The sequence below is a fragment of the Brevundimonas sp. genome, assembly GCF_051860745.1.
Lineage (GTDB): Bacteria > Pseudomonadota > Alphaproteobacteria > Caulobacterales > Caulobacteraceae > Brevundimonas.
This window is the reverse complement of sequence record NZ_JBHYDN010000002.1, coordinates 375,418-400,788: the sequence shown is the minus strand read 5'-3', so window position 1 is coordinate 400,788 and position 25,371 is coordinate 375,418. Positions and strand designations below refer to the sequence as shown.

At 68.5% G+C, this 25,371-nt stretch carries 23 protein-coding genes; 15 read left to right on the top strand and 8 right to left on the bottom strand.

Going from position 1 to position 25,371, the window contains the following annotated elements:
• Window positions 1-52: 52 nt before the first annotated feature.
• A complete protein-coding gene (gene ribD / locus ACTIEW_RS04400) occupies window positions 53-691 on the bottom strand; it encodes a bifunctional diaminohydroxyphosphoribosylaminopyrimidine deaminase/5-amino-6-(5-phosphoribosylamino)uracil reductase RibD (protein ID WP_439476693.1) in 639 nt (212 codons plus the stop codon).
• Window positions 688-1,410: a 2,3-diphosphoglycerate-dependent phosphoglycerate mutase gene (gpmA, locus tag ACTIEW_RS04395; RefSeq protein WP_439476692.1), complete on the bottom strand. Its 723-nt coding sequence runs from the start codon at window positions 1,408-1,410 to the stop codon at window positions 688-690. Before gpmA ends, ribD begins: the two co-directional genes overlap by 4 nt.
• A gap of 166 nt (window positions 1,411-1,576) precedes the next feature.
• Here gpmA and ACTIEW_RS04390 point away from each other — a divergent pair, with 166 nt between their 5' ends.
• A complete protein-coding gene (locus tag ACTIEW_RS04390) occupies window positions 1,577-3,076 on the top strand; it encodes a phosphomannomutase/phosphoglucomutase (protein ID WP_439476691.1) in 1,500 nt (499 codons plus the stop codon).
• Between the two features lie 321 nt (window positions 3,077-3,397).
• On the opposite strand, the gene ACTIEW_RS04385 is transcribed toward ACTIEW_RS04390, so the two are convergent.
• On the bottom strand, window positions 3,398-4,441 hold the full coding sequence (locus ACTIEW_RS04385; protein WP_439476690.1) for a YeiH family protein: 1,044 nt from the start codon (window positions 4,439-4,441) through the stop codon (window positions 3,398-3,400).
• Window positions 4,442-4,632: 191 nt separating this feature from the next.
• Window positions 4,633-5,982, bottom strand: a complete 1,350-nt coding sequence (gene glmM, locus ACTIEW_RS04380; RefSeq protein ID WP_439476689.1) for a phosphoglucosamine mutase — start codon at window positions 5,980-5,982, stop codon at window positions 4,633-4,635.
• A gap of 165 nt (window positions 5,983-6,147) precedes the next feature.
• Between glmM and glmS the strand changes: the two genes are divergently transcribed.
• Both glmS and galU read left to right on the top strand, forming a co-directional pair.
• A complete protein-coding gene (glmS, locus tag ACTIEW_RS04375) occupies window positions 6,148-7,962 on the top strand; it encodes a glutamine--fructose-6-phosphate transaminase (isomerizing) (protein ID WP_439476688.1) in 1,815 nt (604 codons plus the stop codon).
• Window positions 7,963-8,182: 220 nt separating this feature from the next.
• Window positions 8,183-9,061, top strand: a complete 879-nt coding sequence (galU, locus tag ACTIEW_RS04370; protein WP_439476687.1) for a UTP--glucose-1-phosphate uridylyltransferase GalU — start codon at window positions 8,183-8,185, stop codon at window positions 9,059-9,061.
• Here galU and ACTIEW_RS04365 read toward each other — a convergent pair whose 3' ends face one another.
• Window positions 9,062-9,289: a hypothetical protein gene (locus tag ACTIEW_RS04365; RefSeq protein ID WP_439476686.1), complete on the bottom strand. Its 228-nt coding sequence runs from the start codon at window positions 9,287-9,289 to the stop codon at window positions 9,062-9,064.
• 26 nt (window positions 9,290-9,315) lie between these two features.
• A complete protein-coding gene (locus tag ACTIEW_RS04360; protein WP_439476685.1) occupies window positions 9,316-10,083 on the bottom strand; it encodes an alpha/beta fold hydrolase in 768 nt (255 codons plus the stop codon).
• 73 nt (window positions 10,084-10,156) lie between these two features.
• Here ACTIEW_RS04360 and ACTIEW_RS04355 point away from each other — a divergent pair, with 73 nt between their 5' ends.
• The 12 genes from ACTIEW_RS04355 (at window position 10,157) to ACTIEW_RS04300 (ending at window position 23,106) form a co-directional block, all read left to right on the top strand.
• On the top strand, window positions 10,157-11,134 hold the full coding sequence (locus tag ACTIEW_RS04355; protein ID WP_439476684.1) for a glycosyltransferase family 9 protein: 978 nt from the start codon (window positions 10,157-10,159) through the stop codon (window positions 11,132-11,134).
• 123 nt (window positions 11,135-11,257) lie between these two features.
• Complete coding sequence (gene infC / locus ACTIEW_RS04350) at window positions 11,258-11,779, top strand: translation initiation factor IF-3 (RefSeq protein WP_284221445.1); 522 nt, start codon at window positions 11,258-11,260, stop codon at window positions 11,777-11,779.
• Between the two features lie 151 nt (window positions 11,780-11,930).
• On the top strand, window positions 11,931-13,907 hold the full coding sequence (locus tag ACTIEW_RS04345) for an alpha/beta hydrolase family protein (RefSeq protein ID WP_439476683.1): 1,977 nt from the start codon (window positions 11,931-11,933) through the stop codon (window positions 13,905-13,907).
• Window positions 13,908-14,004: 97 nt separating this feature from the next.
• Entirely contained in the window at window positions 14,005-15,240 is a 1,236-nt protein-coding gene (locus tag ACTIEW_RS04340; RefSeq protein ID WP_439476682.1) for an MFS transporter, read from the top strand.
• Between the two features lie 70 nt (window positions 15,241-15,310).
• Window positions 15,311-17,242, top strand: coding sequence for an alpha/beta hydrolase family protein (locus ACTIEW_RS04335; RefSeq protein WP_439476681.1), 1,932 nt, complete (start codon window positions 15,311-15,313; stop codon window positions 17,240-17,242).
• 161 nt (window positions 17,243-17,403) lie between these two features.
• Window positions 17,404-17,601, top strand: coding sequence for a 50S ribosomal protein L35 (gene rpmI / locus ACTIEW_RS04330; protein ID WP_426027031.1), 198 nt, complete (start codon window positions 17,404-17,406; stop codon window positions 17,599-17,601).
• 54 nt (window positions 17,602-17,655) lie between these two features.
• Window positions 17,656-18,012, top strand: a complete 357-nt coding sequence (gene rplT / locus ACTIEW_RS04325) for a 50S ribosomal protein L20 (RefSeq protein WP_439476680.1) — start codon at window positions 17,656-17,658, stop codon at window positions 18,010-18,012.
• Window positions 18,013-18,154: 142 nt separating this feature from the next.
• Entirely contained in the window at window positions 18,155-18,358 is a 204-nt protein-coding gene (locus ACTIEW_RS04320) for a dodecin family protein (protein WP_055827449.1), read from the top strand.
• 66 nt (window positions 18,359-18,424) lie between these two features.
• Complete coding sequence (gene pheS, locus ACTIEW_RS04315) at window positions 18,425-19,501, top strand: phenylalanine--tRNA ligase subunit alpha (RefSeq protein ID WP_439476679.1); 1,077 nt, start codon at window positions 18,425-18,427, stop codon at window positions 19,499-19,501.
• A gap of 4 nt (window positions 19,502-19,505) precedes the next feature.
• Window positions 19,506-19,937, top strand: coding sequence for a hypothetical protein (locus ACTIEW_RS04310; RefSeq protein WP_439476678.1), 432 nt, complete (start codon window positions 19,506-19,508; stop codon window positions 19,935-19,937).
• Entirely contained in the window at window positions 19,934-22,342 is a 2,409-nt protein-coding gene (pheT, locus tag ACTIEW_RS04305) for a phenylalanine--tRNA ligase subunit beta (RefSeq protein WP_439476677.1), read from the top strand. Before ACTIEW_RS04310 ends, pheT begins: the two co-directional genes overlap by 4 nt.
• A 146-nt stretch (window positions 22,343-22,488) precedes the next feature.
• A complete protein-coding gene (locus ACTIEW_RS04300; RefSeq protein ID WP_439476676.1) occupies window positions 22,489-23,106 on the top strand; it encodes a DUF1134 domain-containing protein in 618 nt (205 codons plus the stop codon).
• A 107-nt stretch (window positions 23,107-23,213) separates the two neighbouring features.
• Here ACTIEW_RS04300 and ACTIEW_RS04295 read toward each other — a convergent pair whose 3' ends face one another.
• Both ACTIEW_RS04295 and ACTIEW_RS04290 read right to left on the bottom strand, forming a co-directional pair.
• The gene (locus tag ACTIEW_RS04295) at window positions 23,214-24,089 is read right to left on the bottom strand and encodes an SDR family NAD(P)-dependent oxidoreductase (RefSeq protein WP_439476675.1); all 876 of its coding nucleotides are present in this window, start codon (window positions 24,087-24,089) and stop codon (window positions 23,214-23,216) included.
• Between the two features lie 3 nt (window positions 24,090-24,092).
• Window positions 24,093-25,328: an NAD-dependent epimerase/dehydratase family protein gene (locus ACTIEW_RS04290; protein WP_439476674.1), complete on the bottom strand. Its 1,236-nt coding sequence runs from the start codon at window positions 25,326-25,328 to the stop codon at window positions 24,093-24,095.
• Window positions 25,329-25,371 lie beyond the last annotated feature (43 nt).

Sequence of the window (25,371 nt, the reverse complement as noted above, 5' to 3'; positions counted from 1 at the left end):
ATCAGATCACCACCGATTTGGGAATCCCGATTCCAACAAAACGGGCCACGCTCTAAGACGTGAGAAGCCCCTGGGCTTCGAGAGCGTCAGCCAATTCGCCGGGGCTGACCCAGACGCGGGTGTAGCCGGCTTCGCCCAGACGCTTCAGCTCGGTGGTCAGGTCAGCCTTGGCCGAAGCGGCGAAACGCGCATCGTAGCCGGCCCCGTCGGCGGCGATCCGGACCATGGGACGGCCGGTCTCGACCCGGTGGAGATAGCCCTCGTAGAGGACCGCCGCCTCCGCCGCGAGCAGGCCCGTCTCGACCTCGAGGCCGGCCTTGCGGAGTCGCTCGACGCCGCGGCCCGCGGCGAAGGGCGAGGGATCGACGGCCGCCACCACGACCCGGCGGATCCCCGCCTCCACCAGGAAATGGGAGCAGGAGGTGCGGCCCGAGGACCGGGCGCCGCAGGGCTCCATGGTCACATAGGCGGTCGCGCCGCGGGCGCGGTCGCCGGCGGCGGGGGCGGCCTGTTCCTCGGCGTGTGGACGACCGCCCGGCGCGGTGGCGGCCTCGGAGACGACCTCGCCGTCGTTGACGATCACGCACCCGACGGCCGGATTGGGCCAGGTCTGGCCCATGCGATCCTTGGCCAGGGCGATGGCCCGGCCCATGAAGCGGATGTCGTCGGAGGCCTGCTGGGCGCTGGTCATGCGCCGGCTCCCAGGGGCGGAAGTTCGGTCGCGCGCGCCGAATCCAGATAGCGGGCCGCGACGGGCTTCAACCCGGCGTCGAGGTCGATCTCCAGCGGATTGCCGGTCGGGATCTCGACGCCGACGATCCGGTCGTCCGGCACGCCGAACAGGTGTTTGACGATGGCGCGCAGGGAATTGCCGTGGGCGGCGATCAGCACGTCCTCGCCGGCCTTCAGGCGCGGGGCGATGGCTTCGTCCCAATAGGGCAGGACCCGTTCCAGCGTGGTCTTGAGGCTTTCGGTGTCGGGGATGGCCTGGCCGGCGTAGCGGGCGTCGCCGGCGAAATCCCATTCGCCGCCGGGGGCCAGCGGCGGGGGCGGGATGTCGTAGCTGCGGCGCCAGATTTTCACCTGGTCCTCGCCATGCGTCTCCGCCGTCTCGGCCTTGTTGAGGCCGGTCAGGCCGCCGTAGTGGCGCTCGTTCAGCCGCCAGTCGTTGATCACCGGCACATCGCGCAGCCCGGCGGCGTCAAGGGCCAGGGCCCCGGTGCGCGTCGCCCGCTTCAGCACCGAGGTGAACATGACCGAGGGCCGAAAACCCGCCTCGGCGATCTGCTCGCCGGCGCGCCGGGCCTGGGCCTCGCCCTCTGCGGTCAGGTCGACGTCGACCCAACCGGTGAAGCGGTTGTCCAGGTTCCACTGGCTCTGGCCGTGGCGCAGCAGGATCAGGCGGGGCATTCAGGTCTCCGGGCAGTCTGTGGGGGGGTAGGACCGGCGGCCGCGCGGGTCAAGACGAGCGTCCGGCGATACGTGGCGCAGCCTTGCCGGCGGCCGGACGTTGTTGTCCGGGCGACGCCCGGCGCCCTATAGCCACGCGACAACCGGTTCATTCCCAAGGTTCCCGATGCAAAAACCCCGCTCCGACCTGCGACCCAACACCGCAGACTACGAGACCATTCCGCTGGTCAAGCCGACGGGGTTCCGCGAATACGACGCGCGCTGGATTCTGGAGAAAGAGATCAATCTGCTGGGCATCCAGGCGCTGGGTCTGGGGCTGGCCACCTATGTGCACGAGATCGGCCAGCGTCCCCGGATTGTCGTCGGCCATGACTTCCGCGCCTATTCGCTGAGCGTGAAACAGGCGCTGATCCTGGGCTTGCTGGAAGGCGGCATGGAGGTGCTGGATATCGGCCTGGCCCTGTCGCCGACCGCCTATTTCGCCCAGTTCGCGCTGGACGCGCCCTGTGTGGCCATGGTCACCGCCAGCCACAACGAGAACGGCTGGACCGGGGTCAAGATGGGCGCCAATCCGCCGCTGACCTTCGGCCCCGACGAGATCGGGCGGTTGAAGGACATCGTCCTGAACGGCGAGGGCGTCGGCCGTCCGGGCGGGTCCCTGACCCGGGTCGAGGGCTTCCGCGAACGCTATCTGGAAGAGATCACCTCGAAGGTGAAACTGAGCCGCCCAATCAAGGTCGTCGCCGCCTGCGGCAACGGCACCGCCGGGGCCTTCGCCCCCGAGGCCCTGCGCCGCATGGGGGCGGAGGTGATCGAGATGGATACGGACCTCGACTGGACCTTCCCCAAATACAATCCGAACCCGGAAGACCACGCCATGCTGATGCAGATGGCGGCCCGGGTGCGCGAAACCGGGGCCGAGCTGGCGCTGGGCTTCGACGGCGACGGCGACCGCTGCGGCGTGGTGGATGACACGGGCGAGGAGATCTACGCCGACAAGATCGGCCTGATGCTGGGTCGCGACCTGTCGGCCCTGCATCCCAACGCCACCTTCGTCGTCGATGTGAAATCAACCGGCCTGTACAAGACCGATGAAGTGCTGAAGTCGAACGGCGCCGACGTCGTCTACTGGAAGACCGGCCACAGCTATATCAAGCGCAAGACCGCTGAACTGGGGGCCCTCGCCGGGTTCGAGAAGTCGGGCCACTTCTTCTTCAACGCCCCGATCGGGCGCGGCTACGACGACGGCATTGTCGCCGCCGGCGCCATCCTTGCCATGCTGGACCGCAATCCGGGCAAGACCCTGTCGCAGCTGAAGGGCGCCCTGCCCGACGCCTGGACCTCCATGACCATGTCGCCGCACTGCGACGACGAGCTGAAGTACGAGGTGCTCGAGCGGATCGTGGCCGAGTATCAGGCCCTGGCCGACGCCGGCGGCTCGATCCTGGGCCGCAAGATCGTCGAGGCCATCACCGTCAACGGCGTGCGGGTGCATCTGGAGGACGGGTCATGGGTGCTGGTCCGCGCCTCGTCCAACAAGCCGGAACTGGTGGTGGTGGTCGAGAGCATGCGTTCCGACGCCGACATGCGCGCCCTGTTCCGCGAGGAGGTGAAGCCGCGTCTGGCGAAATACCCGGAGATCGGGGCCTACAATCAGGAACTTTGACCCTGACCGGCGAAGGCGCGGGCCGGGACATTCAAAAAATGCGGAATCCGCTACTTTGGAGACATTCGACCCTGGCCGGCCGTTTTGAGACCGGGGCGCGCGGGCGCTTCTGCGCGCCGGATCCTGGGCGGAGGCGGCGTATCGGGATGTCAAAGACCAACCGCGCCGGACCCGGCGGGACCTGCCCCGTAGAAGAGCATGCGGGTCCGTCATTTCCGGACGCAGGGCGGCAGATCGCCGCCCGGGCGGGGCGGAAGGGGCGGGTTCAGGGGTCGAAATGGGCGCACCGGACGGGGCGGGAGTCCCGGCCCGCCTGACGCCTCAGACCATCGCCAGCAGATAGATCAGGGCCAGCGCCAGAACGAGCAGCGCCAGCAGCGACAGGACCACCACCGCGGCGATGCGGACGCCGGACCGGGCGACGGCCCGCGCGTCCGTGCTGAGGCCGAGGGCGGCCATGGACAGCGTCGTCAGGACCGTGGCGGTCCTGGCCAGGATCGGCAGAACGTCTGTGGGGATCACGGCCATCGAACGCGCGCCCATCATCAGCAGGAAGCCGATGATGAACCACGGGATCAGGTGGCGCAGCGACACGACCCGCGCGGGCGCCTCGACGGCCTCGCTCTCGCGGCGCCGGAAGGCGGTGAGAATGGCCAGACCCAGGCAAACGGGCCCCAGCATCAGGACACGGACCAGTTTGATCAGGGTTCCGGCCTGGTTGGCCACGGCGCCGACGGGCAGGGTGGCGGCCAGAACCTGTGGCACGGCGTAGACGGTCAGGCCGGCCAGCACGCCGTATCGGACGTCGGTCATCTGCAGCGCCACGCCGAGCAGGGGTAGCAGCAGGACCACCGCCACGCCGAGCACGGCGGTGAAGGCGATGGCGGCGGAGACGTCATCGGCCTCGGCGTCGATCACCGGGGCGACGGCGGCGATGGCGGAGTTGCCGCAGATGGCGTTGCCGCAGGCGATCAGCACCGCCATCCGGTGGGGCAGGCGCAGCAGTCGCCCAATCCCGTAGCTGACCACCAGCGCCAGCACCACGATCACCGCCGTGCCCGCCAGCAGGCCGGGACCGATGGCCATGACGGTGGCGGCGCTGACCGAGGCGCCGAGCAGGACCACGGCGATCTCGAGCAGGGTGCGGGCGGTGAACTCGATGCCGGGGCGGACGGACGCCGGCGGGGTCCAGACGCTGCGGATCGCGGCGCCGATCAGGATGGCCAGCACGATGGCGTCGATCCACCCCCGCCCCAGCAGCCGCAGCTCCAGCGCCTGGACGGCCACCGCCGCCAGGGCGACCGCTACACAGGCGATCAGGCCGGGGATCAGGGAGAAGATGCCGGACAGGCGGACGGGAATCATCGGGTGAGACTGCGCCGGAGACGCTTTGCTTTCCACCCGTCATCCTCGGGCTTGACCCGAGGATCAGACGTGGGGGCGGGCTGTGCCTCCCGGACGGCCCCGCGACCGCGCCCGTGCAACCTGTCACCGGGCGCCGGATGATCTGATCCTCGGGTCAAGCCCGAGGATGACGGTGGTAAGAGTGGACGCCCCTACCCGGCCGCCTTCACCGCCGCGACCACATCGGCGACCACCGACTTGACCAGTTTGGCGTCGTCGCCCTCGGCCATGACCCGGATCAGTTTCTCGGTGCCGGAGGGGCGGACCAGCAGACGGCCCACGCCCGCGAGCCGCGCCTCGGCGTCGGCGATGGCCGCCTTGACCCCCGCGTTCTCCAACGGCTTGCCCGACGTGTAGCGGACGTTCTCCAGCTTCTGCGGCACGGTCTCGAACTGTTTCGCCAGCTCGCTCATCGGACGACCACTCTCGACCAGCACCGCCAGCACCTGCAGCGCCGACATCAGGCCGTCGCCGGTGGTGGCGTGGTCGTGCAGGATGATGTGGCCCGACTGTTCACCGCCGAGGTTGAAACCGCCTTCGCGCATCCGCTCCATCACATAGCGGTCGCCGACCTTGGTCCGCTCCAGCGACAGGCCGTTGGCGTTCAGCACCCGCTCCAGCCCGAGGTTGGACATGACGGTGGCGACGACGCCGCCGCCCTTCAGCATGCCGCGTTTGGCCCAGTCCAGGGCGACCATGGCCATGATCTGGTCGCCGTCGACGACCTGGCCCTTCTCGTCGCAGATGATCACCCGGTCAGCGTCGCCGTCGAGGGCGATGCCGATGTCGGCGCGGTAGCGTTTGACCGCCTCGGCCAGGGTCTCGGGATGGGTCGAGCCGCAGTCGGCGTTGATGTTCAGGCCGTTGGGCTCGACGCCCACGGCGCAGACTTCCGCACCCAGCTCGTAAAGGGTGGTCGGGGCGACCCGGTAGGCGGCGCCGTTGGCGCAATCGACGGCGACGCGCAGGCCCTGCAGGCTCAGGCCCTTGGGGAAGCTGGCCTTGGCGATCTCGACATAACGGGCCTGGGCGTCATCGATCCGCTTGACCCGGCCCAGTGCGTCGGGCGGGGCCAGATCGGCGTCCAGCGCCTGATCCATCATCGATTCGATCTTCAGCTCGACCGCGTCCGACAGCTTGTAGCCGTCGGGACCGAACAGCTTGATGCCGTTGTCCAGGTAGGAGTTGTGCGAGGCCGAGATCATCACCCCGATGTCGGCCCGCATCGAGCGGGTCATCATGGCCACGCCCGGCGTCGGCAGGGGACCGAAGGTGCGCACGTCCATCCCGGCCGATGAAAAGCCCGCGACCAGCGCCGGTTCGATCATATAGCCGGACAGGCGAGTGTCCTTGCCGATCACCACTAGGTGACGGCGATTGTCAGCTGACATGAACAGACGGCCGGCCGCGAGGCCCACACGCAGGGCCACCTCCGGCGTCATCGGATGGGTGTTGGCGCGACCGCGAATGCCGTCCGTTCCGAAATATCTTCGTTCGCCCAAGATATATTTCCTTTTGAGGAGCGGTGCCGCAGAAACGTTGCGAAACTGCTTTTCAAGTGTAATTCCCGGACATTCTCGCATACATCGCGCCCGGCGGACGGTGACTTAGACTGTCCGGGGGACGTGCGCAAAGCACGCGGATTCGGTTTTCAGGGATATTTTTCCATGTGCGGCATCATCGGAGTAACGGGCGTCGGCCCGGTGGTTCCCCGTCTGATCGACAGCCTGAAGCGGCTGGAATACCGCGGCTATGACTCCGCCGGCGTCGCGGCCCTTGTGGATGGACGCATCGAGCGGCGTCGGGCCAAGGGAAAGATCCGCGAACTGGAGGCGGTGCTTCTGGCCGAGCCGCTGGCCGCCACCATCGGCATCGGCCACACCCGCTGGGCCACCCACGGCGCGCCGACAACAACCAACGCTCACCCTCACCATGCCGGACGGGTGGTGCTGGTCCACAATGGCATCATCGAGAATTTCGCCGAGCTGAAGGCCGAACTGGCTGCGCAGGGGCATGTCTTTGAAAGCCAGACCGACACCGAGGTGGTGGCGCATATGATCGACCGGGCGCTGGGGACCGCCAACGATCCGCTGGTCGCCTTCAAGACCGTGCTGGACCGGTTGACCGGCGCCTACGCCCTGGCCGTACTGATCGAGGGCGAAGACGGGCTGATCATGGGCGCCCGGCGCGGCAGTCCGCTGGTGGTCGGCTGGGGCGAGGGCGAGATGTACCTCGGCTCCGACGCCCTGGCCGTCGGCCCCTTCACCCAGAAGATCTCCTATCTGGAAGAGGGCGACTACGTCGGCATCGACCGGAACGGCGCCCGGATGTTCGACGTGGGCGGCGCCGCGGTCGAACGGCCGATCGTGCAGGTCTCCGCCTCCTCGGCCCTGGTCGAGAAGGGCGAGTACCGGCATTTCATGGAAAAGGAGATCCACGAACAGCCGGACAGCGTCCAGCACACCCTGTCGCACTACCTCGATTTCGTGAACGGCAAGGCCAAGACCGACTCCGCCGATTTCGCCGCCATCGACCGTATCCAGATCGTGGCCTGCGGCACCGCCTTCTACGCCGGCCAGATCGGGCGTTACGCCTTCGAGAAGCTGGCCAACCTGCCCTGCGACGTCGAGATCGCCTCGGAGTTCCGCTATCGCCAGCCGGCGCTGACGCCGGGCACACTGGCCGTAGCGGTCAGCCAGTCCGGTGAGACGGCCGACACCCTGGCCAGCCTGTCGTGGTGCAAGACCAAGGGATTGCGCACCGCCGCCCTGGTCAACGTCCACTCATCGTCGATGGCGCGCGAGGCCGGGACCCTTTGGCCGACTCATGCCGGTCCCGAGATCGGCGTGGCCTCGACCAAGGCATTCACCGCCCAGGTCGCCGCCCTGCTGGCCCTGGCCGTGGCGGCGGGCGTGCAGCGCGGCGTTATCGACGCCGCGCGTGAGGCCGAGCTGGTCAAGGCGTTGTTCGAGGCGCCCCGCCTGATCGCTGAGGCCATGCGGATGGAGGACGACCTGAAGGCCGTCGCCGCCGACATCGCCAAGGCCACCGACGTGCTGTTCCTCGGCCGCGGCGCCATGTTCCCGCTGGCCATGGAGGGGGCGCTGAAGCTGAAGGAGATCAGCTACATCCATGCCGAGGGCTATGCCTCCGGAGAGCTGAAGCACGGGCCCATCGCCCTGGTTGACGAACTGACGCCGATCATCGCCCTCGCCCCGCTGGACGAGGTGTTCGAAAAGACCGCGTCCAACCTGCAGGAGGTCGCCGCGCGCGGCGGGCCGGTGATCATGATCGCGCCGAAGTCCGCGCCCGATCTACACGGCGTCGGCATCCGCCGCGTCGATGCGCCGGAATGCCATTCGCTGATCGCGCCGCTGGTCTATGCCATTCCGGTGCAGCTGCTGGCCTATTTCACAGCGGTCCAGAAGGGCACGGACGTTGACCAGCCGCGCAACCTCGCCAAATCGGTGACGGTGGAATAGCGCCCCTCTCTTTCGTCATCCCGGGGCGCGCAGCGACCCCGGGACCCAGCGGCGCGCGAGAGCGCGAACCAGTCGGGGACAAATCTGCGCGACGCATCGTGCCTGAACAGGTCGCCTTCGGCGCCGCTGGGTCCCGGCATTCGCCGGGATGACGAAAGGAAGGGGTACGAAGTTGCGCATAGGGCGTTAGGTTGCATCCCATGCACTTTCAGGATTCCGAATGACCGCTCACAGCCGCCGCCTTCGCAAGGCCGTCCTGCCCGTCGCGGGTCTGGGCACCCGGGTCCTGCCCGGCACCAAGACCACGCCCAAGGAGCTGTTGAACGTCGTCGACCGGCCGATCCTGAGCTACATCGTCGAGGAGGCGCGCGAGGCCGGGATCGAGCACGTCGTCTTCGTCACCGGCCGCTCCAAGGGCGCCATCGAGGACTATTTCGACCACCAGATCGAGCTGGAGGCCCAGCTGCTTGCCAAGGGCAAGACCGACATCCTCGAGGCCATGATCGCCGAACTGGCCACGGCCGGGGAGATGAGCTTCACCCGCCAGATGCAGCCGCTGGGCCTCGGCCACGCCGTCTGGTGCGCCCGCGACATCATCGGCGATGAGCCGTTCGCCGTCCTGCTGCCTGACGTGATCGTGGACTCCCAGCCCGGGGCCCTGAAACAGCTGGCCGAGGTCTATGCCCAGGTCGGCGGCAATGTCATCGGCGTCGAGGCGGTGCCGGAGAGCGAGACCCACAAATACGGCATCGTCGATCCCGAGAACCGGGATGGCCGCCGCATCCGCATGAAGGGGATGGTCGAGAAGCCGCCGCGCGGCGAGGCGCCGTCCAACCTGTCGATCGCGGGCCGCTACATCCTGCAGCCGGAGATCTTCGGCATTCTGGAAAACCAGCCGCGGGGCGCGGGCGGGGAAATCCAGCTGACCGACGGTATGGCGCGGCTGATGAAGGACCAGACCTTCACGGCGGTCGAATACGAGGGCGTCACCCACGACTGCGGCGACAAGATCGGCCTGTTGCGGGCCAATGTCGCCCTGGCGCTGAAGCGACCGGACCTGGGAGAAGCTGCGAGGGCGGCGATCACCGCCCTGCTGTAGTCAGCCGCCGCTGGTCAGGCGCGAGGCGCCGGCGGTGATGCGGCAGACATGGTCGTTCTGCGGACGGCCGCTCTGCTGGCCGGTCGGGACCAGAATGCCGCCACGGGCCTCACAGCTGTCGGACAGCCGGCGCAGTTCGTCAGCATAGTGGCTGGGCCCCATGGTCGGCGCGCAGGCGGCGAGGCCAAGCACAAGGGCGGCGGGGGCGGCGAAGGTCAGGGGGCGCATGGCGGGGTCTCCTTGCGGTGGGGTCTCTATGTAAACGCCTGAAGGCGCATCCGTTCAACCGCCTCGATCAGACGCTCCAGATCGTCAGGCGCAGACAGGCGGTGATCGCCCCCCTCGATCAGGTCCAGACGCACGTCCCCGCCGGTCAGCCGCTCGACCAGGGCCGTGGCGTGCCTCCAGGGCACGACGTCGTCGGCCCGGCCCTGAAAGATGTGAACAGGCGCGGCGATCGGCAGCGGCGCGCCCAGCAGCAACCAGTCCCGACCTTCCTCGAACATGGTCAGGGTCAGGACGTATTCGCCCAATCCTTCACCAGGGGGGCCTTCCTCGACGATCACGATCTCGCCTTCGCGCAGGATGGCGTGGCGCTCATGGTCGGCCAGGCTGGGCCACATCAACCGTTCGGTGAAATCCTGGGCCGGATTGATCAGCACCAGTCCGGCCATCCGCCCGGGCCGCGCCAAAGCCAGCAGCAGGGCCACCCAGCCGCCCATGGACGAGCCGACCACGACCACCGGCCCCGTGAGGCTGTCGATCATGCAGATCGCATCCTCGCGCCAGCGCCCGATCGTGGCCTTGCGCCAGTCGCCCGAGGACCGGCCATGGGCGAAATGGTCGTAGCGGACGTAGTCCCAGCCGCGTTCCCGGGCCGCGGCGTCCAGCGCGAGGGCCTTGGTTCCCTCCATGTCGGAGCGGAAACCGCCGATCCAGACCACGGTCGGGCCGTCGCCGTCGACGCGGCGGTAAGCCAGGGTCTCGCCGCCCCGGCACGTCAGATGCTGGATGTCGTCCAATCGCGGCTCCTCTCGCGAAAGTCCTCACGGACTGATAGCGAACCGGGGAAAGCGAAGCGAAGGCCAAAAGCGCGTGACAGATACCAAGACTGCCAGGAAGGTCCTGTTCGTCACTTCTAACCGCATCGGCGACTGCGTCATATCCTCCGGCGTGATCCGCGAAATCGCGCGGCAGGTTCCGGGAGCCCGGATCACCGTCGCCTGCGGCCGGCCGCCGGCCCCCTTCTTCCGTTCCGCGCCGGAAGTGGAGCGGGTCATCATTCTCGACAAGAAGAAGCTGGCCGGACACTGGTTCGACCTGTGGCGTCAGGTTGTCGGTACGCGCTGGGACATGGTCATCGACATCCGCGGCTCGGCGCTGAGCTATCTGATCCCGGCGAAACGGCGCGTGGTCTACAATCGCGGCTGGGAGACCGGCCTGCGCAAGGTCGAGGTGGTCTCGAAGATGATGGGCGCGCCGGCCCCGCTGGACCCCGAAATCTTCCTCGACGCCCAAGCCGTCGCCGACCGGCAGGCGGTGCTCAATCCGCAGCTGGCGGGGGGAAGCGGCCCCGGCCCGATCATCGCCCTGGCCCCCATCGCCCACCAGCCCGGCAAGAGCTGGCCCGCCGAGCGCTGGGGCCAGCTGGTCGAGAAGCTGAAGGCGGAGCCCCGGTTCGACGGCTGGCGTTTCATGGCCGTGGGCGGACCCGGCGACCGGCCGCCGGCCACCCCGGCGCTCGAGGCCGCCGGACCACGCGGCATCGACTTCATCGGCAAGGGCGACATCCTGGCCTCGGCCGCCGCCATCGACGTCGCCGACCTCTTCGTGGGCAATGATTCCGGCCTCATGCACGTCGCGGCCGCCCTCGGCCGGCCGACGCTGGGTCTGTTCGGCCCGACCGAGTGGTGGCTGTACGGTCCGTGGGGTCCGCGGACCCGCACCGCCGCCTCCAACGAGACGCGCGGCGAGTTCGCGCCCATCGAGGCGTTGACGGTGGACCGTGTCTTTGAAGCCGTCCTCGACCTGCACGACGCCTACATCGGCGGCCGCGCGCCGCTCAAACCTTGAAGAGGGGGGCTTTCGCGGTCATATAGGCCCCGTAAGGGGAACGCCGCGATCCGTCGCGCGCTCATCCTCGTCAGAACTCCGCCTCCTCATCCACACAAGGAACCGACGCTCATTCGCCGTCCGATGAACCAGCCGCCCGTCAAGGACGGGCCGCCCATGAACCAAGATATCCGCGCGCCGCGCGTTCTGCTCATCGATCAGAACGGCGAGAAACAGGGCGTCATGCCGACGTCAGCCGCGCTGGAAGCCGCCGAAGAGGCCGGCATGGATCTGGTTCAGATCGTCTCCACGTCCGAGCCGCCGGTCTGCAAGATCCTCGACTACGGCAAATTCCGCTTCCAGGAGCAGAAGAAGAAGGCCGAGGCGCGCAAGCGTCAGAAGGTCGTCGAGCTGAAAGAGATCAAGCTTCGCCCGAACATCGACGTCCACGACTATGAGGTGAAGGCCAAGGCCATGCACCGCTTCTTCGACGAGGGCGACAAGGTCAAGGTGACGCTGCGCTTCCGCGGCCGCGAAATGGCCCACCCGGAATTGGGCATGAAGCTGCTCAACAAGGTCCAGGCCGATTTCGAGGAAATCGCCAAGGTCGAATACGCGCCGCGTATGGAAGGCCGCCAGATGATCATGATCCTCGCGCCCAAATAGCGGTCGCGCACCACCGACTTCGAGACGCCCCGGTCGGAAACGACCGGGGTTTTCTTTTGTCCCGCCCGTCGCGCCCCCTTGCAACCGGGGCGCAACGCGATGGAAAAGGATGCTCGGTAAGAGGGGGTTTTGCGTCGTGTTCAAGTCAGGGATGAAGGCATTCGCGCTTGCGGTCGCCGCGTTTTGTTGCGTGGGAAGCGCGGGCGCGTGGGCCCAGAGCCCGGCTCCAGCGGCTGCGCCCCTTGAGGCTTATGGCGCGACCCCCGCGGTAGAGCTTATTCAGCTGTCGCCCAGCGGTGAGCTGATCGCCCGCGTCACGGTCACGGGCGAAACACGGTCCCTCGCGGTTACCCGGATCGCGACCCGTGAGGACCTCTTCGTCGGCGATATCAGCGTCATCAAGGTGCGCGACCTGCGCTGGATCGGCGAGGGCCGGGTCCTCGTAGTCACCTCGCAGACGCGCAACATCGCCTCGCTGGGCATCCCGCGGTCAGAGCTGTTCTTCGGCCAGGTGCTGGACCTGGAGACACGGAGGGTAGTCCAGGTCCTGGACCGCACGACCGATGTGCTGCCGGTGCTGTACGGGCCTGCGTCGGTCCGCAACACCAGCGACGGCGACACCCTGTTCGTGCGCGGCGTCAGCGTCGTGAATGACCAGGCCAACCTGCACCGCGTCGACCCCAGAACCGGGCGCGGCCGCTCGGTGGCCTATATGGACAGCACGACCGACGACTATGTGCTGGACGGCGAAGGCGAGATCATCGCCCTGTCGCGTTACGACGAGCGGACCGGTCGCTGGTCGCTGCGCCTGCCCGAGGGTCGGGGGCACCGCGAGGTCTGGGCGGTCGACGCGCCGGTCGATGTTCCGGCGCTGCACGGCATGGGCCGCACGCCCCGCACCATCATCATCAGCGCCGATCGGCCAGACCTTTCGTCGGAGGACGCCGGGTCCGGGGATGCGGACGAGGTGTTCGAGGTCAATGTGGACACCGGCGAATGGAGCCGCCTGCCGTTCGATCATGCGCCCGGCTTCCTGGTGCATCACCCCCGGACCCGCCTGCTGATCGGCGCCGGCCGCGATGAAGCGGACGGCGTCCGGTACGAGTTTCTGGACCCGCAGGCCCTGCGGCGGTGGCAGTCCGTCGAACGGGCCTTCAGCGGCAAGGCCCCGCAACTGGTGTCGTGGAATGACGCGCTGACCCAGGTCGTCGTCTTCACCGACACGGGCGAGGCGGGCCAGTATCAGCTGGTCGATTTCGAGCGTCGCGCCGCCGACATAGTGGCGGACGCCTATCCGGCGATCGCGCCCGAACAGGTGGGCGCGGTGCGCTCCATCCACTACGTCGCCCGGGATGGGCTGAGCATTCCCGGCTATCTGACCCTGCCGCCGGGCGCAGCCGAACCTGCAGGTCTGCCGCTGGTGGTTCTGGCGCACGGAGGGCCGGCGTCCCGGGACGTAGCGGGTTTCGACTGGTGGGCCCAGGCGCTGGCCTCGCGGGGCTATGCGGTGCTGCAGGCCAATTTCCGTGGCTCGACCGGCTACGGCCGCGCCTTCCTCGAGGCGGGTTATGGCGAATGGGGCCGCAAGATGCAGACGGACCTGTCGGACGGGGTGCGCTGGCTGGCGTCCGAGGGGATCATCGATCCGGCGAAGGTCTGCATCGTCGGCGCCAGCTACGGCGGCTATGCGGCGATGGCGGGCCTGACCCTCGACAGCGAGGTCTATCGCTGCGGCGTGTCCGTCGCCGGCGTGTCGGACCTGCGCCGCATGGTCAACTGGGAGGCGGAGCAAGCACGCCACAAGAACAATCAGACCGTACGCTACTGGAACCGGTTCATGGGGGCTGCGCGGCTGAATGACCGGACCCTGGACGACCTGTCCCCGGCCTATCTCGCGGCCTCGGTCGACAGCCCCCTGCTGCTGATCCACGGCAGGGACGATACGGTGGTGCCCATCGACCAGAGCCGGCTCATGGCCGAGGCTCTGCGTCGGGCGGGCAAGCCTGTCGAGTTCGTGGAATTGCCGGGCGAGGATCACTGGCTGTCGCGGTCCGCGACGCGACGGCAGATGCTGGCCGAGACGGTTCGATTCCTCGAGGCAAACAATCCGCCGGGGCCGGCGGACTGACAGGCGACGACGGGGAAGACCGCGTTTGGGAGCTTCGCCTTGCGCCTCCGCGCGATCTGTCTGACACAAGGGCCGCCTCCCGCCCGAGTACCGCTCCGTGACGTCAGCCGCCCTGCCCCAGCCTTCGTCGCGATCCGCACTGTTCGTCCTGTTCGGGGTGGTATTCATCAACCTGGTCGGCTTCGGCATCGTCATCCCGCTGCTGCCCTTCTATGGCCAGACGCTGGACGCCCCGCCGTGGCAGGTGGCGTTGATGTTCTCGGCCTATTCGTTGGGCCAATTCGTCGCCGAACCCTTCTGGGGGCGGCTGTCCGACCGTATCGGCCGCAAGCCGGTGCTCATGATCACCATCCTGGCCAACGCCGTCGGCTATCTGGCCCTGGCCTTCGTGCCCAACATCTGGCTTGCCATCGTGGTGCGGCTGTTCACCGGCATGGGCGCGGGTAATATCTCGACCGCTCAAGGCTACGTCGCCGACGTCACGCCGCCTGAACTGCGCGCCGGCCGGATGGGGCTGATCGGCGCCGCTTTCGGTCTCGGCTTCATCTTCGGCCCGGCGATCGGCGGCCTGCTGACCCGGCCGGACCTGGGCACGCTGGGCTATCAGCTGCCGATCTTCACCGCCTCCGGCCTGTGCGTCCTGGCCGCCATCGGCGTCGCCGTCCTGCTGAAGGAGAGCCGGGTCAAGGCGGACCCCTCCTTGTCGCGCCCGCCCTTCCTGGGCGGGGTGCATGACGCCGTATCCAATCCGGTGGTGTCGCGGGTGCTGCTGGTCACCCTGATCTATATGGCCGGCTTCTCGGGCATGGAGTCGACCTTCGGCTTCTGGACCGAGGCGCGCTACGGCTGGACCGCGCGCGAGGTCGGCCTGTGCTTCATGGCCGTGGGGGTTGTCTCGGTCATCAGTCAGGGCTTTCTGGCCGGACGGCTGGCCCGGCGCTTCGGCGAGGCGCGCGTTCTCGCCGTCGGCTGCCTGGTCTTCGGCGCCGGCCTGATCGGACAGGTGGTCGCCAGTCGCCTGCTGCCCGACGCCGACTATCTGGTGCCGGTGATCATGGCGGCGGGCGCGTTCGGCATGGCGGTGACCATGCCCAATATCTCGGCCCTGATCTCACGCTCGGTCGATGCAGACCGGCAGGGCGCCATGCTGGGGCTGAACATGGCCTCAAGCTCGATCGCGCGGATCTTCGGGCCGATGATCGCCGGGGCCATCTTTTCGCAAGTCGGCCACGACTGGCCCTTCCTGATCGGGGCGGCGCTGACGATTCCGGCGGCGGTGATGGCGATCAACGCCGGAAAGGCCTTCCGCAGGCGCCAGGCGGCCGCAGCGTAGCGCCGAGCCTTGCAAGCCAGTCTCCCGCTACCCTATGGTTGCGGCCTGTATGTTTGACGTGGGGGCGTCCATGAACGGTCATAGATTTTTGCCGGCGGCTGCGGTCGTCGGAGCGATGCTGGTCGCCGGGAGCGTGGCGGCACAGGATGTCGCGCCTCTGGCCGCCTACGGCGCATTGCCGGCGCATGAGCTGGTCGAGGTGTCGCCGAGCGGCGACCGGCTGGCCTATGTGACGGTGATCGGCGAGGAGCGCGCCCTGGTCATCAACGACCTGAACGACATGAGCCTGATCGGCGGCGTCCGCGCCGGACCGGTCAAGCTTCGGGACCTCGGCTGGGTCGGCGAGAACCACGTCTATGTCTACAGCACCGCCACCCAGGTCGGCGCGTCCATCGGGCTGCGCCGCTCGGAACTGGCCGACGCCTCGATCTACGAGATTCCCACGCGGCGGGTGTCGCTGGCCCTGAACAACACCCCCGGCGTTTTCGCCAAGGTGTTCGGCTCGCCCCTGGTACGGACCCTCGACGGCGAGCCGGCGTTGATCGTGGTCGGCCAGGGCCGCGAGGGCGCCGGCCTGTACCGGATCAATCTGTCGACCGGCGTCGGCCGCGAGCATGTGGAACCGGATCGCCGGGGCCCGCCGTCGCTGCTGAACGTCAACGGCGAGCCGGCGGCCCGCGTCACCTATGACGGCGAGGAATGGGCGCTGCAGGGCCGCCGCGGCGGCTTCTGGCGCACCGTCTGGCGCACGGACGCCCGCATCGACACCCCCAGCCTCGCCGGATTCGGCACGACGGTCGGCAGCGTGGTGCTGCACGGCGTGATCGACGGCCGACCGGAGGGCTATTACGCGGTCGACCTGGAGACCGGCGCCGTATCCGACCTGCCGTTCGAAGGCCGGCCGAACAGCCTGATGCACCATCCGGCGACCAAGCTGCTGATCGGCGCCCGCTCGCTCGGCGACGATGACAGCGTGAGCTGGCAGTTCCTCGATCCCGCCGCCGAGCGCAGCTGGCGGTCGGTGCAGGCGGCCTTCCGCGGCAAGCAGGTAACCCTGACCTCCTGGTCGCACGACATGCGCCAGATCGTGGCCTTCACCCAGGGGGCCGGCGACGCCGGCACCTATCAGCTGGTCGATCTGGACCGACGCACAGCCGAGATCGTCGGCGAGGCCTATCCGGACATCACCGGCGCCCGCGTCGGCGAGGTTCGGTCGATCAGCTACGAAGCCGCCGACGGCATGCGCATTCCCGGCTATCTGACCCTGCCGCCGGGCGTCACCGATCCCCGCGGCCTGCCCCTGGTCGTCTTCCCCCACGGCGGACCGGCCTCGCGCGACTATCGGGGCTTCGACTGGTGGGCCCAGGCCATGGCCTCGCGCGGCTATGCGGTGCTGCAAGCCAATTTCCGCGGCTCGGACGGGCTGGGAACGGCGCATCTTGAGGCCGGCTACGGCGAGTGGGGCCGCAAGATGCAGACCGACCTGTCGGACGGGGTGCGCTGGCTGGCGTCCGAGGGGATCATCGATCCGGCGAAGGTCTGCATCGTCGGCGCCAGCTACGGCGGTTATGCGGCCATGGCCGGCCCGACGCTGGATCCCGGCGTCTACCGATGCGCCGTATCCGTCTCAGGCGTCTCCGACCTGCGGCTGATGGTGCAGTGGGAAGCCGACCAGGGTGGGCGGCGAGACTCGCCCGTGGTGCGCTACTGGAACCGCTTCATGGGCGCCGAGCGGCTGGGCGACCGCAACCTCGACACCGTCTCGCCCGCCGCCCAGGCCGCGCGCGCGGACGCGCCCATCCTGTTGCTGCACGGCCGGGACGACACCGTGGTGCCGTTCGAGCAGAGCCGGGTATTCGCCGAAGCCTTGCGGCGGGCCGGCAAACCCTATGAGCTGATCGAGTTGCCGAGCGAGGACCACTGGCTGTCGCGCGCCGCCACGCGGCAGTGGATGCTGGCCGAAACCGTGCGCTTCCTCGAGCAGCACAACCCGCCGCGGTGAGACTCCGCCTTGCTTTCCGGCGCCGGCTGGCCTAGAAGCCGCGCCTTCGCGTACCGAACCGCCGGGCTAAAAGGCATGCCTGGGCGGTTCTCATCAGGGTTTCCAATCCGACGGCTCCAAAGGCCCGAAGAACCGGCAACCCGCTCAAAAAGAGAGTGAAAATGCCCAAACTGAAGACGAAGTCTGGCGCCAAGAAGCGCTTCAAATTCACGGCGACTGGCAAGGTCAAGGCCGGCGTGGCAGGCAAGCGGCACCGCTTGATCAGCCACAACAGCAAATACATCCGCCAGAACCGCGGCACCTCGCTCATGGCCGCCGCCGACGCCAAGAAGATCAAGTCCTACATGCCGTACGCCTGATCGGCGCGCGCTGTTTCGACCTGATCTCCACACTGAATTTGAAAGGATAGCGACATGGCTCGCGTCAAACGCGGCGTAGTTTCACACGCCAGACACAAGAAGGTTCTCAAGCAGGCCAAGGGTTTCTACGGCCGCCGCAAGAACACCATCCGCACCGCCAAGGCCGCGGTCGATCGCGCCGGGCAATACGCCTACCGCGACCGTCGCAACAAGAAGCGTTCGTTCCGCGCCCTGTGGATCCAGCGCATCAACGCCGCCGCGCGGCTGGAAGGCTTCACCTATTCGCAGTTCATGCACGGCCTCGGCGAAGCCGGCATCGAGCTGGACCGCAAGGTCCTGGCCGCGATGGCCGCCGACGAAGTCGCCTTCAAGGCCGTGGCCGACAAGGTCCGCGACGCCCTGAAGGTCTAGGCTGACGCGCAGGATGATGAACGCCCGCTCCGGTCTCCGGGGCGGGCGTTGTCGTGAGCGGACCCACGCAACCCCCGCCGCCCCGTCCCGTTGAGACAACGGCGCCGGAAGAGCCGGCGCGCCTTCAACCCCGGGGAATCCCATGTCCATCGCCAAGGTCACCGAAGTCACCGCCTCGTCTACCGTCAGCTTCGAGGACGCGCTGAAACGGGGCATCGCCCGGGCCGACAAGACCCTCAACAATGTCGCGGGCGCCTGGGTCCAGGAGCAGAAGGTGGTCGTCAAGGGCGGCGAGATCGTCGAATACCGGGTCAATATGAAGGTCTCTTTCGTCCTCGAAGACTGAACCGTCGCGGTTCCGTCCGACGGGCGGGGTGACGAAACCGTCCGCGCCCGCTAGACGACGGACCCAATGACCGATCTCGCCCAACTCGAACTCGACCTGATCAACGCCATCGGCTCGGCGGAGACCGCTTCAGCGGTCGAGGACCTGCGCGTCGCGGCCCTCGGCAAGTCCGGCTCGATCTCCGGCCTGCTCAAGGGGATGGGCGCGCTGTCGCCCGACGAGCGGCGTGAACAGGGGCCGATGATCAACGGCCTGCGCGACCGGGTGTCGTCCGCCCTGGCCGCCCGCAAGGCCGAGCTGGAGGCGGCCGAACTGGACGCCCGCCTCAAGGCCGAGCATGTCGACCTGACCCTGCCCGCGCGCCCGCGCCGCGCCGGCTCCGTCCATCCGACCATGCAGGTGATGGACGAAATGATCGCCCTGTTCGCCGAGATGGGCTTCGCCGTCGCCGAAGGGCCGGACATCGAGGACGATTTCCACAATTTCACCGCGCTGAACTTTCCGCCGAAACATCCGGCGCGGGAGATGCACGACACCTTCTTCCTGAGGCCCGATCCGGAGACCGGCGAGCGCAAGGTGCTGCGCACCCACACCAGCCCCGTCCAGGTGCGCACGATGATGACCCGGAAGCCGCCGATCCGGATCATCGCCCCGGGCCGAACCTTCCGGAAGGACAGCGACGCCACCCACACGCCGATGTTCCATCAGGTCGAGGGGCTGGTCATCGACCGCGACATCCACATGGGCCATTTGAAGTGGACGCTGGAAACCTTCGTCGCCCGCTTCTTCGAGGTCGACGGTGTCGATGCGCGCTTCCGCCCGCACCATTTCCCCTTCACCGAACCGTCGGCCGAAATGGACATCCGCTGCGACCGCTCGGGCGGCGAGCTGAAGCTCAACCAGGGCGACAGCTGGATGGAGATCCTCGGCTGCGGCATGGTGCATCCGAACGTGCTCAGCAACTGCGGCATCGACCCGGACGAGTACCAGGGCTTCGCCTTCGGCATGGGCGTGGATCGCCTGGCCATGCTGAAGTACGGCATCCCGGACCTGCGCCCGATGTTCGACGCCGACACCCGGTGGCTGGCCCACTACGGTTTCTCCGCCTTCGCCGCCCCCAATTCCGCCTCTGGCCTGAGCTGATCCCATGACCGACGACACCCCGAAAATCTCCGCCGCCGAGGCCGCCGGTCGCGCCATGGTCGCGCGCACCAGCTTCGACAAGGAGGCGGTCTGGCTGCCGGTTCTGGCCGTGAACCACTGGAACGCGGGCGAGATGGTCATCACCGGCAAGACCTTCACCGATTGCGTGATCGAAGGTCCGGCCGTGCTGGCGGTGATGAACGGCACCGTGTTCGACGGCTGCAACATGGGCGCGGCGGCCAACCCCCGGAACCTGCTGCTCAAGCCGCTGGGCGACAAGATTGTCGGGGCGATCGGCATGGCCGACTGCCGCTTCGTGCGTTGCCGCTTCGCCCAGGTGGCGTTCACCGGCGATGACGCCCTGCTGGCGGAGCTGGAGTCGGGCATTGTCGCCGGCAACAGCGCCATGGAGCAGGCCGGGGGCGGCGCGGCGTGAAATTCACCCTCTCCTGGCTGAAGGAGCATCTCGACACGGACGCCGACGTCGCGGCCGTGGCCGACGCCATGACCATGGCCGGTCTGGAGGTCGAGGACGTCCATGACCCGATCGCGGCGCTGGCGCCCTTCACCGTGGCCCGGATCGTCTCGGCCGAACAGCATCCCAACGCCGACCGCCTGCGCGTCTGTCAGGTCGATACGGTCGACGGGCCGAAAGAGATCGTCTGCGGGGCCCCCAATGCCCGCGCGGGCCTGACCACCATCTATGCGCCCATCGGCGCCTTCGTCCCCGGACTGGGCGTCACCCTGGTCGAGAAGCCCGTGCGCGGCGTCGTCTCCCACGGCATGCTGTGCTCCGCCTCGGAGTTGGAGCTGGCGGGCGAAAGCGACGGCATCCTCGAGCTGGCCGACGATCTGGCCGTGGGAACCCCGGCGGCGGGCGTCTTCGGCGCCGAGCCGGTGATCGATTTCGAAGTCACCCCGAACCGGCCTGACTGGCTGGGCGTGGCCGGCATCGCCCGCGATCTGGCGGCGGCGGGCCTCGGCCAGCTGAAGACGCCGTCGATTGCACCGGTCCCCGGAACCTTCCCCTCGCCGATCTCGGTGCGGATCGAGGCGCCGGAGATGTGCCCGGTCTTCGCCGGTCGCCTGATCCGGGGCGTCAGGAACGGCCCCTCGCCCGAGTGGCTGCAGCGGCGGCTGACGGCGATCGGCCTGCGCTCGATCAGCCGGCTGGTCGATGTCACCAATCTGATCGCCTACGACCGGTGCCGGCCCGCGCACGTCTATGACGCGGCCAAGCTGGTCGGAAGCGAGATCGTGGTGCGCGGCGGGCAGGTCGCCAACGACACCGGGGAACACGAACATCTGATCGCCCTGGACGGCAAGACCTACACCGTCGATCCGGCCATGTGCATGATCGCCGACGCCGGCGGCGAACGCCCCATAGGCCTCGGCGGCGTCATGGGCGGCGAGTCCACCGGCTGTTCGGACGAGACCATCGACGTCTTCGTCGAATGCGCCTGGTTCGATCCCCTGGTCACGGCCCAGACCGGCCGGACCCTCGGGATTAACTCCGACGCCCAGTACCGGTTCGCGCGCGGCGTTGATCCGGCCTCCGTCGCGCCCGGTGTCGAGCTGGCCACCCGGATGATCCTCGACCTGTGCGGCGGCGAGCCGTCGGAGTTGGTGGTGACGGGTCGGGCGCCCGCCAACCCCGCCGCCTTCGCCTTCGACCCCGGCCGCGTGGCTTCGCTGACCGGCCTGTCGCTGGACGACGACCAGATCGCCGAAATCCTGACCCGGCTCGGCTTCGAAGTCGCGCGCGGAACACCGTGGACCGTGACGCCCCCGTCTTGGCGTCGCGACGTCGAGGGTCCGGCCGATCTGGTCGAGGAGGTTGCGCGGATCGAGGGCTACGGCGCCCTGCCCTCCACCCCCCTGCCCGATCTGGGCGCGCCGTCGAAGGGCGTGCTGAACCCGCGTCAGGCGCGGGTGCGGCTGGCCCGGCGGGCGCTGGCGGCCATGGGGTACGCCGAGGCGGTCACCTGGTCCTTCACCAAACAGTCGACGGCGGCCCTGTTCGGCGGCGGCGATGACGCCCTGCGGGTCGAGAACCCCATCGCCGCCGATCTGGACTGCATGCGGCCCTCGGCTCTGCCCAATCTGATCCAGGCGGCGGCGCGCAACGCGGCGCGCGGCCACGCCGACGTCGCCCTGTTCGAGATCGGGCCCATCTATCTGGACGACAGCCCGACCGGTCAGCGCACCGTCATCACCGGGTTGGTGGCCCCGCGCGCGGCCCGCCACTGGGGCGCCGCCCCGGAAGACGCCCTGTTCAGCCTCAAGGGCGACCTGATGGCCCTGCTGGAGGCGCTGGGCGCGCCCGTGGGCTCGCTGCAGCTGGCCCAGGGCCAGAACCGCGACTGGTGGCACCCCGGACGCTCCGCCCGCCTGCAGCTGGGTCCGAAGACCATCATGGCCGAGTTCGGAGCCCTGCACCCGCGGGTGCTCAAGGCGCTGGATGCGGATGGACCGATGCTGGCTTTCGAGATCGTGCTGGACGCCGTGCCCGAGCCGCGCGGCGCCAAGTCCAGGACGCGGGGTCCGGCCCATCTGGCCAACCTCATGCCCCTGACCCGCGACTTCGCCTTCGTGGTCGAGGACGGCAAGGCCGTGGGCGATCTGGTCCGGGCCGTCGCCGGCGCCGACAAGGCCCTGATCGCCTGGGTGTCGGTGTTCGACGTCTATCGCGGCGCGGGCGTGCCCAAAGGGATGAAGTCGGTGGCGCTGGAAGTCTTCATCCAGCCGGTCGATGCGACCCTGACCGAGCCCGAGATCGAAGGCCTGTCGACCCGGATCGTGGCGGCGGCTGCCAAGCTCGGCGCGGTGTTGCGGGGCTAGGCCTCCTCACCCAAGGCGGAGCGATGGGGCGTGGCGGCAAGGTTCCGTTAACCTCATCGCCGCAAGGCTGACGCAAAGGCCGGTGACGGTATGGACCAGCGCCCGCGCGAGTCGGGCGAGCCGTCCCCGCCTTCGGAGCCAGAACTATGCATCGCCGCCAAATGATCCTGTCGGGCCTCGCTGCAACCGCCGGCGTCTCCGGTCTGTCCGCATGCGCCACCGCCGGACAGCAGCCGAGCGACCCCGCCTATCCGATCGCCTCCGACGGGCAGGCGCCGGCCTATACGGCCGATGAACTGGTCGCCGCCGGCTCGCGCGAACTGGGTATCGCCGCCGAGGCCATCGGGGCCGCCATCGAGCGCATCTTCGCCGAACAGGGCGATCGACCCACGGCCTATATCGCCGGCGAGGAGGCTTCCGGCGCCATGGCTATTGGCGCCCGCTACGGCCGCGGCGCCCTGCACATGAAGGATCTGTCGGCCTCGCAGGAAGTGTTCTGGCAGGGCATTTCGATCGGCTGGGACATCGGCGGCAACGCCAGCCGGGTCTTTACCCTGGTGTACGGCCTGTACCACCCGGACATGATCTATCGTCGCTATCCCGGGGTGGAAGGCACAGCCTATCTGGTCGGCGGTCTGGGCGTGAACTACCAGCGCGCCGACGGCATCGTCCTGGCCCCGATCCGCACCGGCGTCGGCCTGCGTCTGGGCGCCAATGTCGGCACCATGGCCTATAGCCGGCAGCGGAACCTGCTGCCGTTCTAGCGGGTGATTGGTGGCTGGTGATTGGTGATTGGCTGGCGGTTGTGCTGTGGCGCGGTCCGCGCCGCCCTTCCGCTGACAGCGGTGCGGCAACCACTAATCACTAACCACTAATCACCCAGCATCGCCTCCAGCCCGTCCCGCCAGCCAGGATATTTCGGCCGCCAGCCGAGCTCGGCCTTGGCACGGGCGTTCGAGAGGCGTTTGGAGTCGAGGTAGAACCGCCGCATGGCGTCCGGCACCGACGGGTCGTCGAGGTCGATTTCGGGCGGCGTCGGCAGGCTGAGGCGGCGGGCGGCGCCTTCCATGACCACATCGGCCGGGGCGGGCTCGTCGTCGCACAGGATGTAGGCGGCGCCGGGCCGGGGGCGGGCCATGGAGGCGAACAGGCCCGAGACGACGTCATCGACGTGGACGCGGTTGAACACCTGTCCCGGCTTGCGCACGATCCGCGCCGTGCCGTCGCGCAGCCGGTCGAGCGGTGAGCGGCCGGGGCCGTAGAGGGCCGGCAGGCGGAACAGCTGCACCGTCAGCCCCATACCCTGACCGGCGTCCAGCCAGTCGCGCTCGGCCCGCACGCGGCGGGCGCCTTCCAGCGAGGCAGCGTTCAGTTCGCTGTCCTCAAACGCCCAGCCTCCGGCGCGGTCGCCATAGACGGCGGTCGAGGAGACATAGCCGATCCAGTCGGGCCAGACGTCCGCGGCGGCCAGGGCCGGCGACAGGGCCTTCAGTCCCGGGCAGCCGTCCGCCACGGGCGGGGCGCAGATCAGGATGGCCGAGGCCCCGGCCACGGCCTCGGCCAGAGCGGACGCATCACTCGGGTCGATCGCGGCGAGCCCTTCGGCCGCCAATTCAGCACGCCGGGCCGCATCGCGGCTGGTCAGGACGGCGCGGCCGCCACGGCGGACAGCCTCGCGACCCACAGCCCGGCCCAGCCAGCCGCCGCCGAAGACCAGCAACGCGGGAGGGACGGCGGCGTCAGGCACGGATCAGGCCGAACGCGCCTGGACCGGCGCGGTCGGCGGCGCGGCGACGGTCGGCGGGGCCTTCACAGCCTCGGCCCGCTTGCTGTTCCAGGTCGAGACGCAGGGCACCTTGGACAGGTCTGCGCGGTCGGCGTAGCGGCGGGCGATCTCGGTCACGTCCTGCATCAGACCCTCGGCCAGGGTGATGGGCTTGAGGCCCAGTTCGCGGAACTGGTCATTGGCGACCACCAGCTCGTTCTCGTCGGCTTCCTGGCGCGGGTTGGGGACGTTGTGCACCTCGGCCCCGGTCATTTCGGCGATAATGGCGGCGAGGTCGCGGACCCGGCGGCTCTCGGTCATCTGGTTGAGAATCTTGACCCGGTCGCCGACCTTGGGCGGATTGGCCAGGGCCAGCTCGACGCAGCGCACCGTGTCCTGGATATGGATGAAGGCGCGCGTCTGGCCGCCGGTGCCGTGCACGGTCAGCGGATAGCCCACGGCCGCCTGCATCAGGAACCGGTTCAGCACCGTGCCGTAGTCGCCGTCATAGTCGAACCGGTTGATCAGCCGCTCGTCGCGGCGCGTCTCCTCGGTCTGGGCGCCCCAGACGATGCCCTGGTGCAGGTCGGTGATCCGGACGCCGTCGTTCTTGGCGTAGAACTGGAACAGCAGGGCGTCCTGGGTCTTGGTCATGTGATAGATCGAGCCGGGATTCGGCGGAAACAGGATCTCCTGCTCGGACGGGCCGAAATCGGTGTCGACCGTGACCTTCAGATAGCCCTCCGGGATGCGCAGGCCGGCGGTGGTGTAGCCATAGACGCCCATGGTGCCGAGGTGGGCCAGGTGGACGTCCCGTCCGCTCTCGACGATGGCCGCCAGCAGATGGTTGGTGGCGTTGATGTTGTTGTCGACCGTGTACAACTTGTGCCGCGCCGACTTCATCGAATAGGGAGCCGCGCGCTGCTCGGCGAAGTGGACGACGCTGTCGGGCTGCCATTCCTTGATCAGGGCGACCAGACGGTCGAACTCCTTGCCGACGGTCATGTTGACGAAGTCGATGCTCCGGCCGCTGATTTCCTTCCAGGCGGCGATACGTTCGCCCATGGTCCGGATCGGGGTCAGGGACTGGACTTCCAGCTCATTGTCGATGTTGCGGCGGCTGAGGTTGTCGACGACACAGACATCCCAGCCCTGCGCCGACAGATGCAGCACCGTCGGCCAGCCGCAGAAACCGTCGCCGCCCAGAACCAGAACCCGCATCGCCTATCCTCGTCGTTGCCTGCACCCTGACTAGCGGAACGCG

What these genes read in the sequence shown, in the direction of transcription:
- ribD (WP_439476693.1), bottom strand. Translation starts at nt 691, where the DNA reads ATGACCAGCGCCCAGCAGGCCTCCGACGACATCCGCTTCATGGGCCGG.
- gpmA (WP_439476692.1), bottom strand. Translation starts at nt 1,410, where the DNA reads ATGCCCCGCCTGATCCTGCTGCGCCACGGCCAGAGCCAGTGGAACCTG.
- ACTIEW_RS04390 (WP_439476691.1), top strand. Translation starts at nt 1,577, where the DNA reads ATGCAAAAACCCCGCTCCGACCTGCGACCCAACACCGCAGACTACGAG.
- ACTIEW_RS04385 (WP_439476690.1), bottom strand. Translation starts at nt 4,441, where the DNA reads ATGATTCCCGTCCGCCTGTCCGGCATCTTCTCCCTGATCCCCGGCCTG.
- glmS (WP_439476688.1), top strand. Translation starts at nt 6,148, where the DNA reads ATGTGCGGCATCATCGGAGTAACGGGCGTCGGCCCGGTGGTTCCCCGT.
- galU (WP_439476687.1), top strand. Translation starts at nt 8,183, where the DNA reads ATGACCGCTCACAGCCGCCGCCTTCGCAAGGCCGTCCTGCCCGTCGCG.
- ACTIEW_RS04365 (WP_439476686.1), bottom strand. Translation starts at nt 9,289, where the DNA reads ATGCGCCCCCTGACCTTCGCCGCCCCCGCCGCCCTTGTGCTTGGCCTC.
- infC (WP_284221445.1), top strand. Translation starts at nt 11,258, where the DNA reads ATGAACCAGCCGCCCGTCAAGGACGGGCCGCCCATGAACCAAGATATC.
- ACTIEW_RS04345 (WP_439476683.1), top strand. Translation starts at nt 11,931, where the DNA reads ATGAAGGCATTCGCGCTTGCGGTCGCCGCGTTTTGTTGCGTGGGAAGC.
- ACTIEW_RS04335 (WP_439476681.1), top strand. Translation starts at nt 15,311, where the DNA reads ATGAACGGTCATAGATTTTTGCCGGCGGCTGCGGTCGTCGGAGCGATG.
- rpmI (WP_426027031.1), top strand. Translation starts at nt 17,404, where the DNA reads ATGCCCAAACTGAAGACGAAGTCTGGCGCCAAGAAGCGCTTCAAATTC.
- rplT (WP_439476680.1), top strand. Translation starts at nt 17,656, where the DNA reads ATGGCTCGCGTCAAACGCGGCGTAGTTTCACACGCCAGACACAAGAAG.
- ACTIEW_RS04320 (WP_055827449.1), top strand. Translation starts at nt 18,155, where the DNA reads ATGTCCATCGCCAAGGTCACCGAAGTCACCGCCTCGTCTACCGTCAGC.
- pheS (WP_439476679.1), top strand. Translation starts at nt 18,425, where the DNA reads ATGACCGATCTCGCCCAACTCGAACTCGACCTGATCAACGCCATCGGC.
- ACTIEW_RS04310 (WP_439476678.1), top strand. Translation starts at nt 19,506, where the DNA reads ATGACCGACGACACCCCGAAAATCTCCGCCGCCGAGGCCGCCGGTCGC.
- ACTIEW_RS04300 (WP_439476676.1), top strand. Translation starts at nt 22,489, where the DNA reads ATGCATCGCCGCCAAATGATCCTGTCGGGCCTCGCTGCAACCGCCGGC.
- ACTIEW_RS04290 (WP_439476674.1), bottom strand. Translation starts at nt 25,328, where the DNA reads ATGCGGGTTCTGGTTCTGGGCGGCGACGGTTTCTGCGGCTGGCCGACG.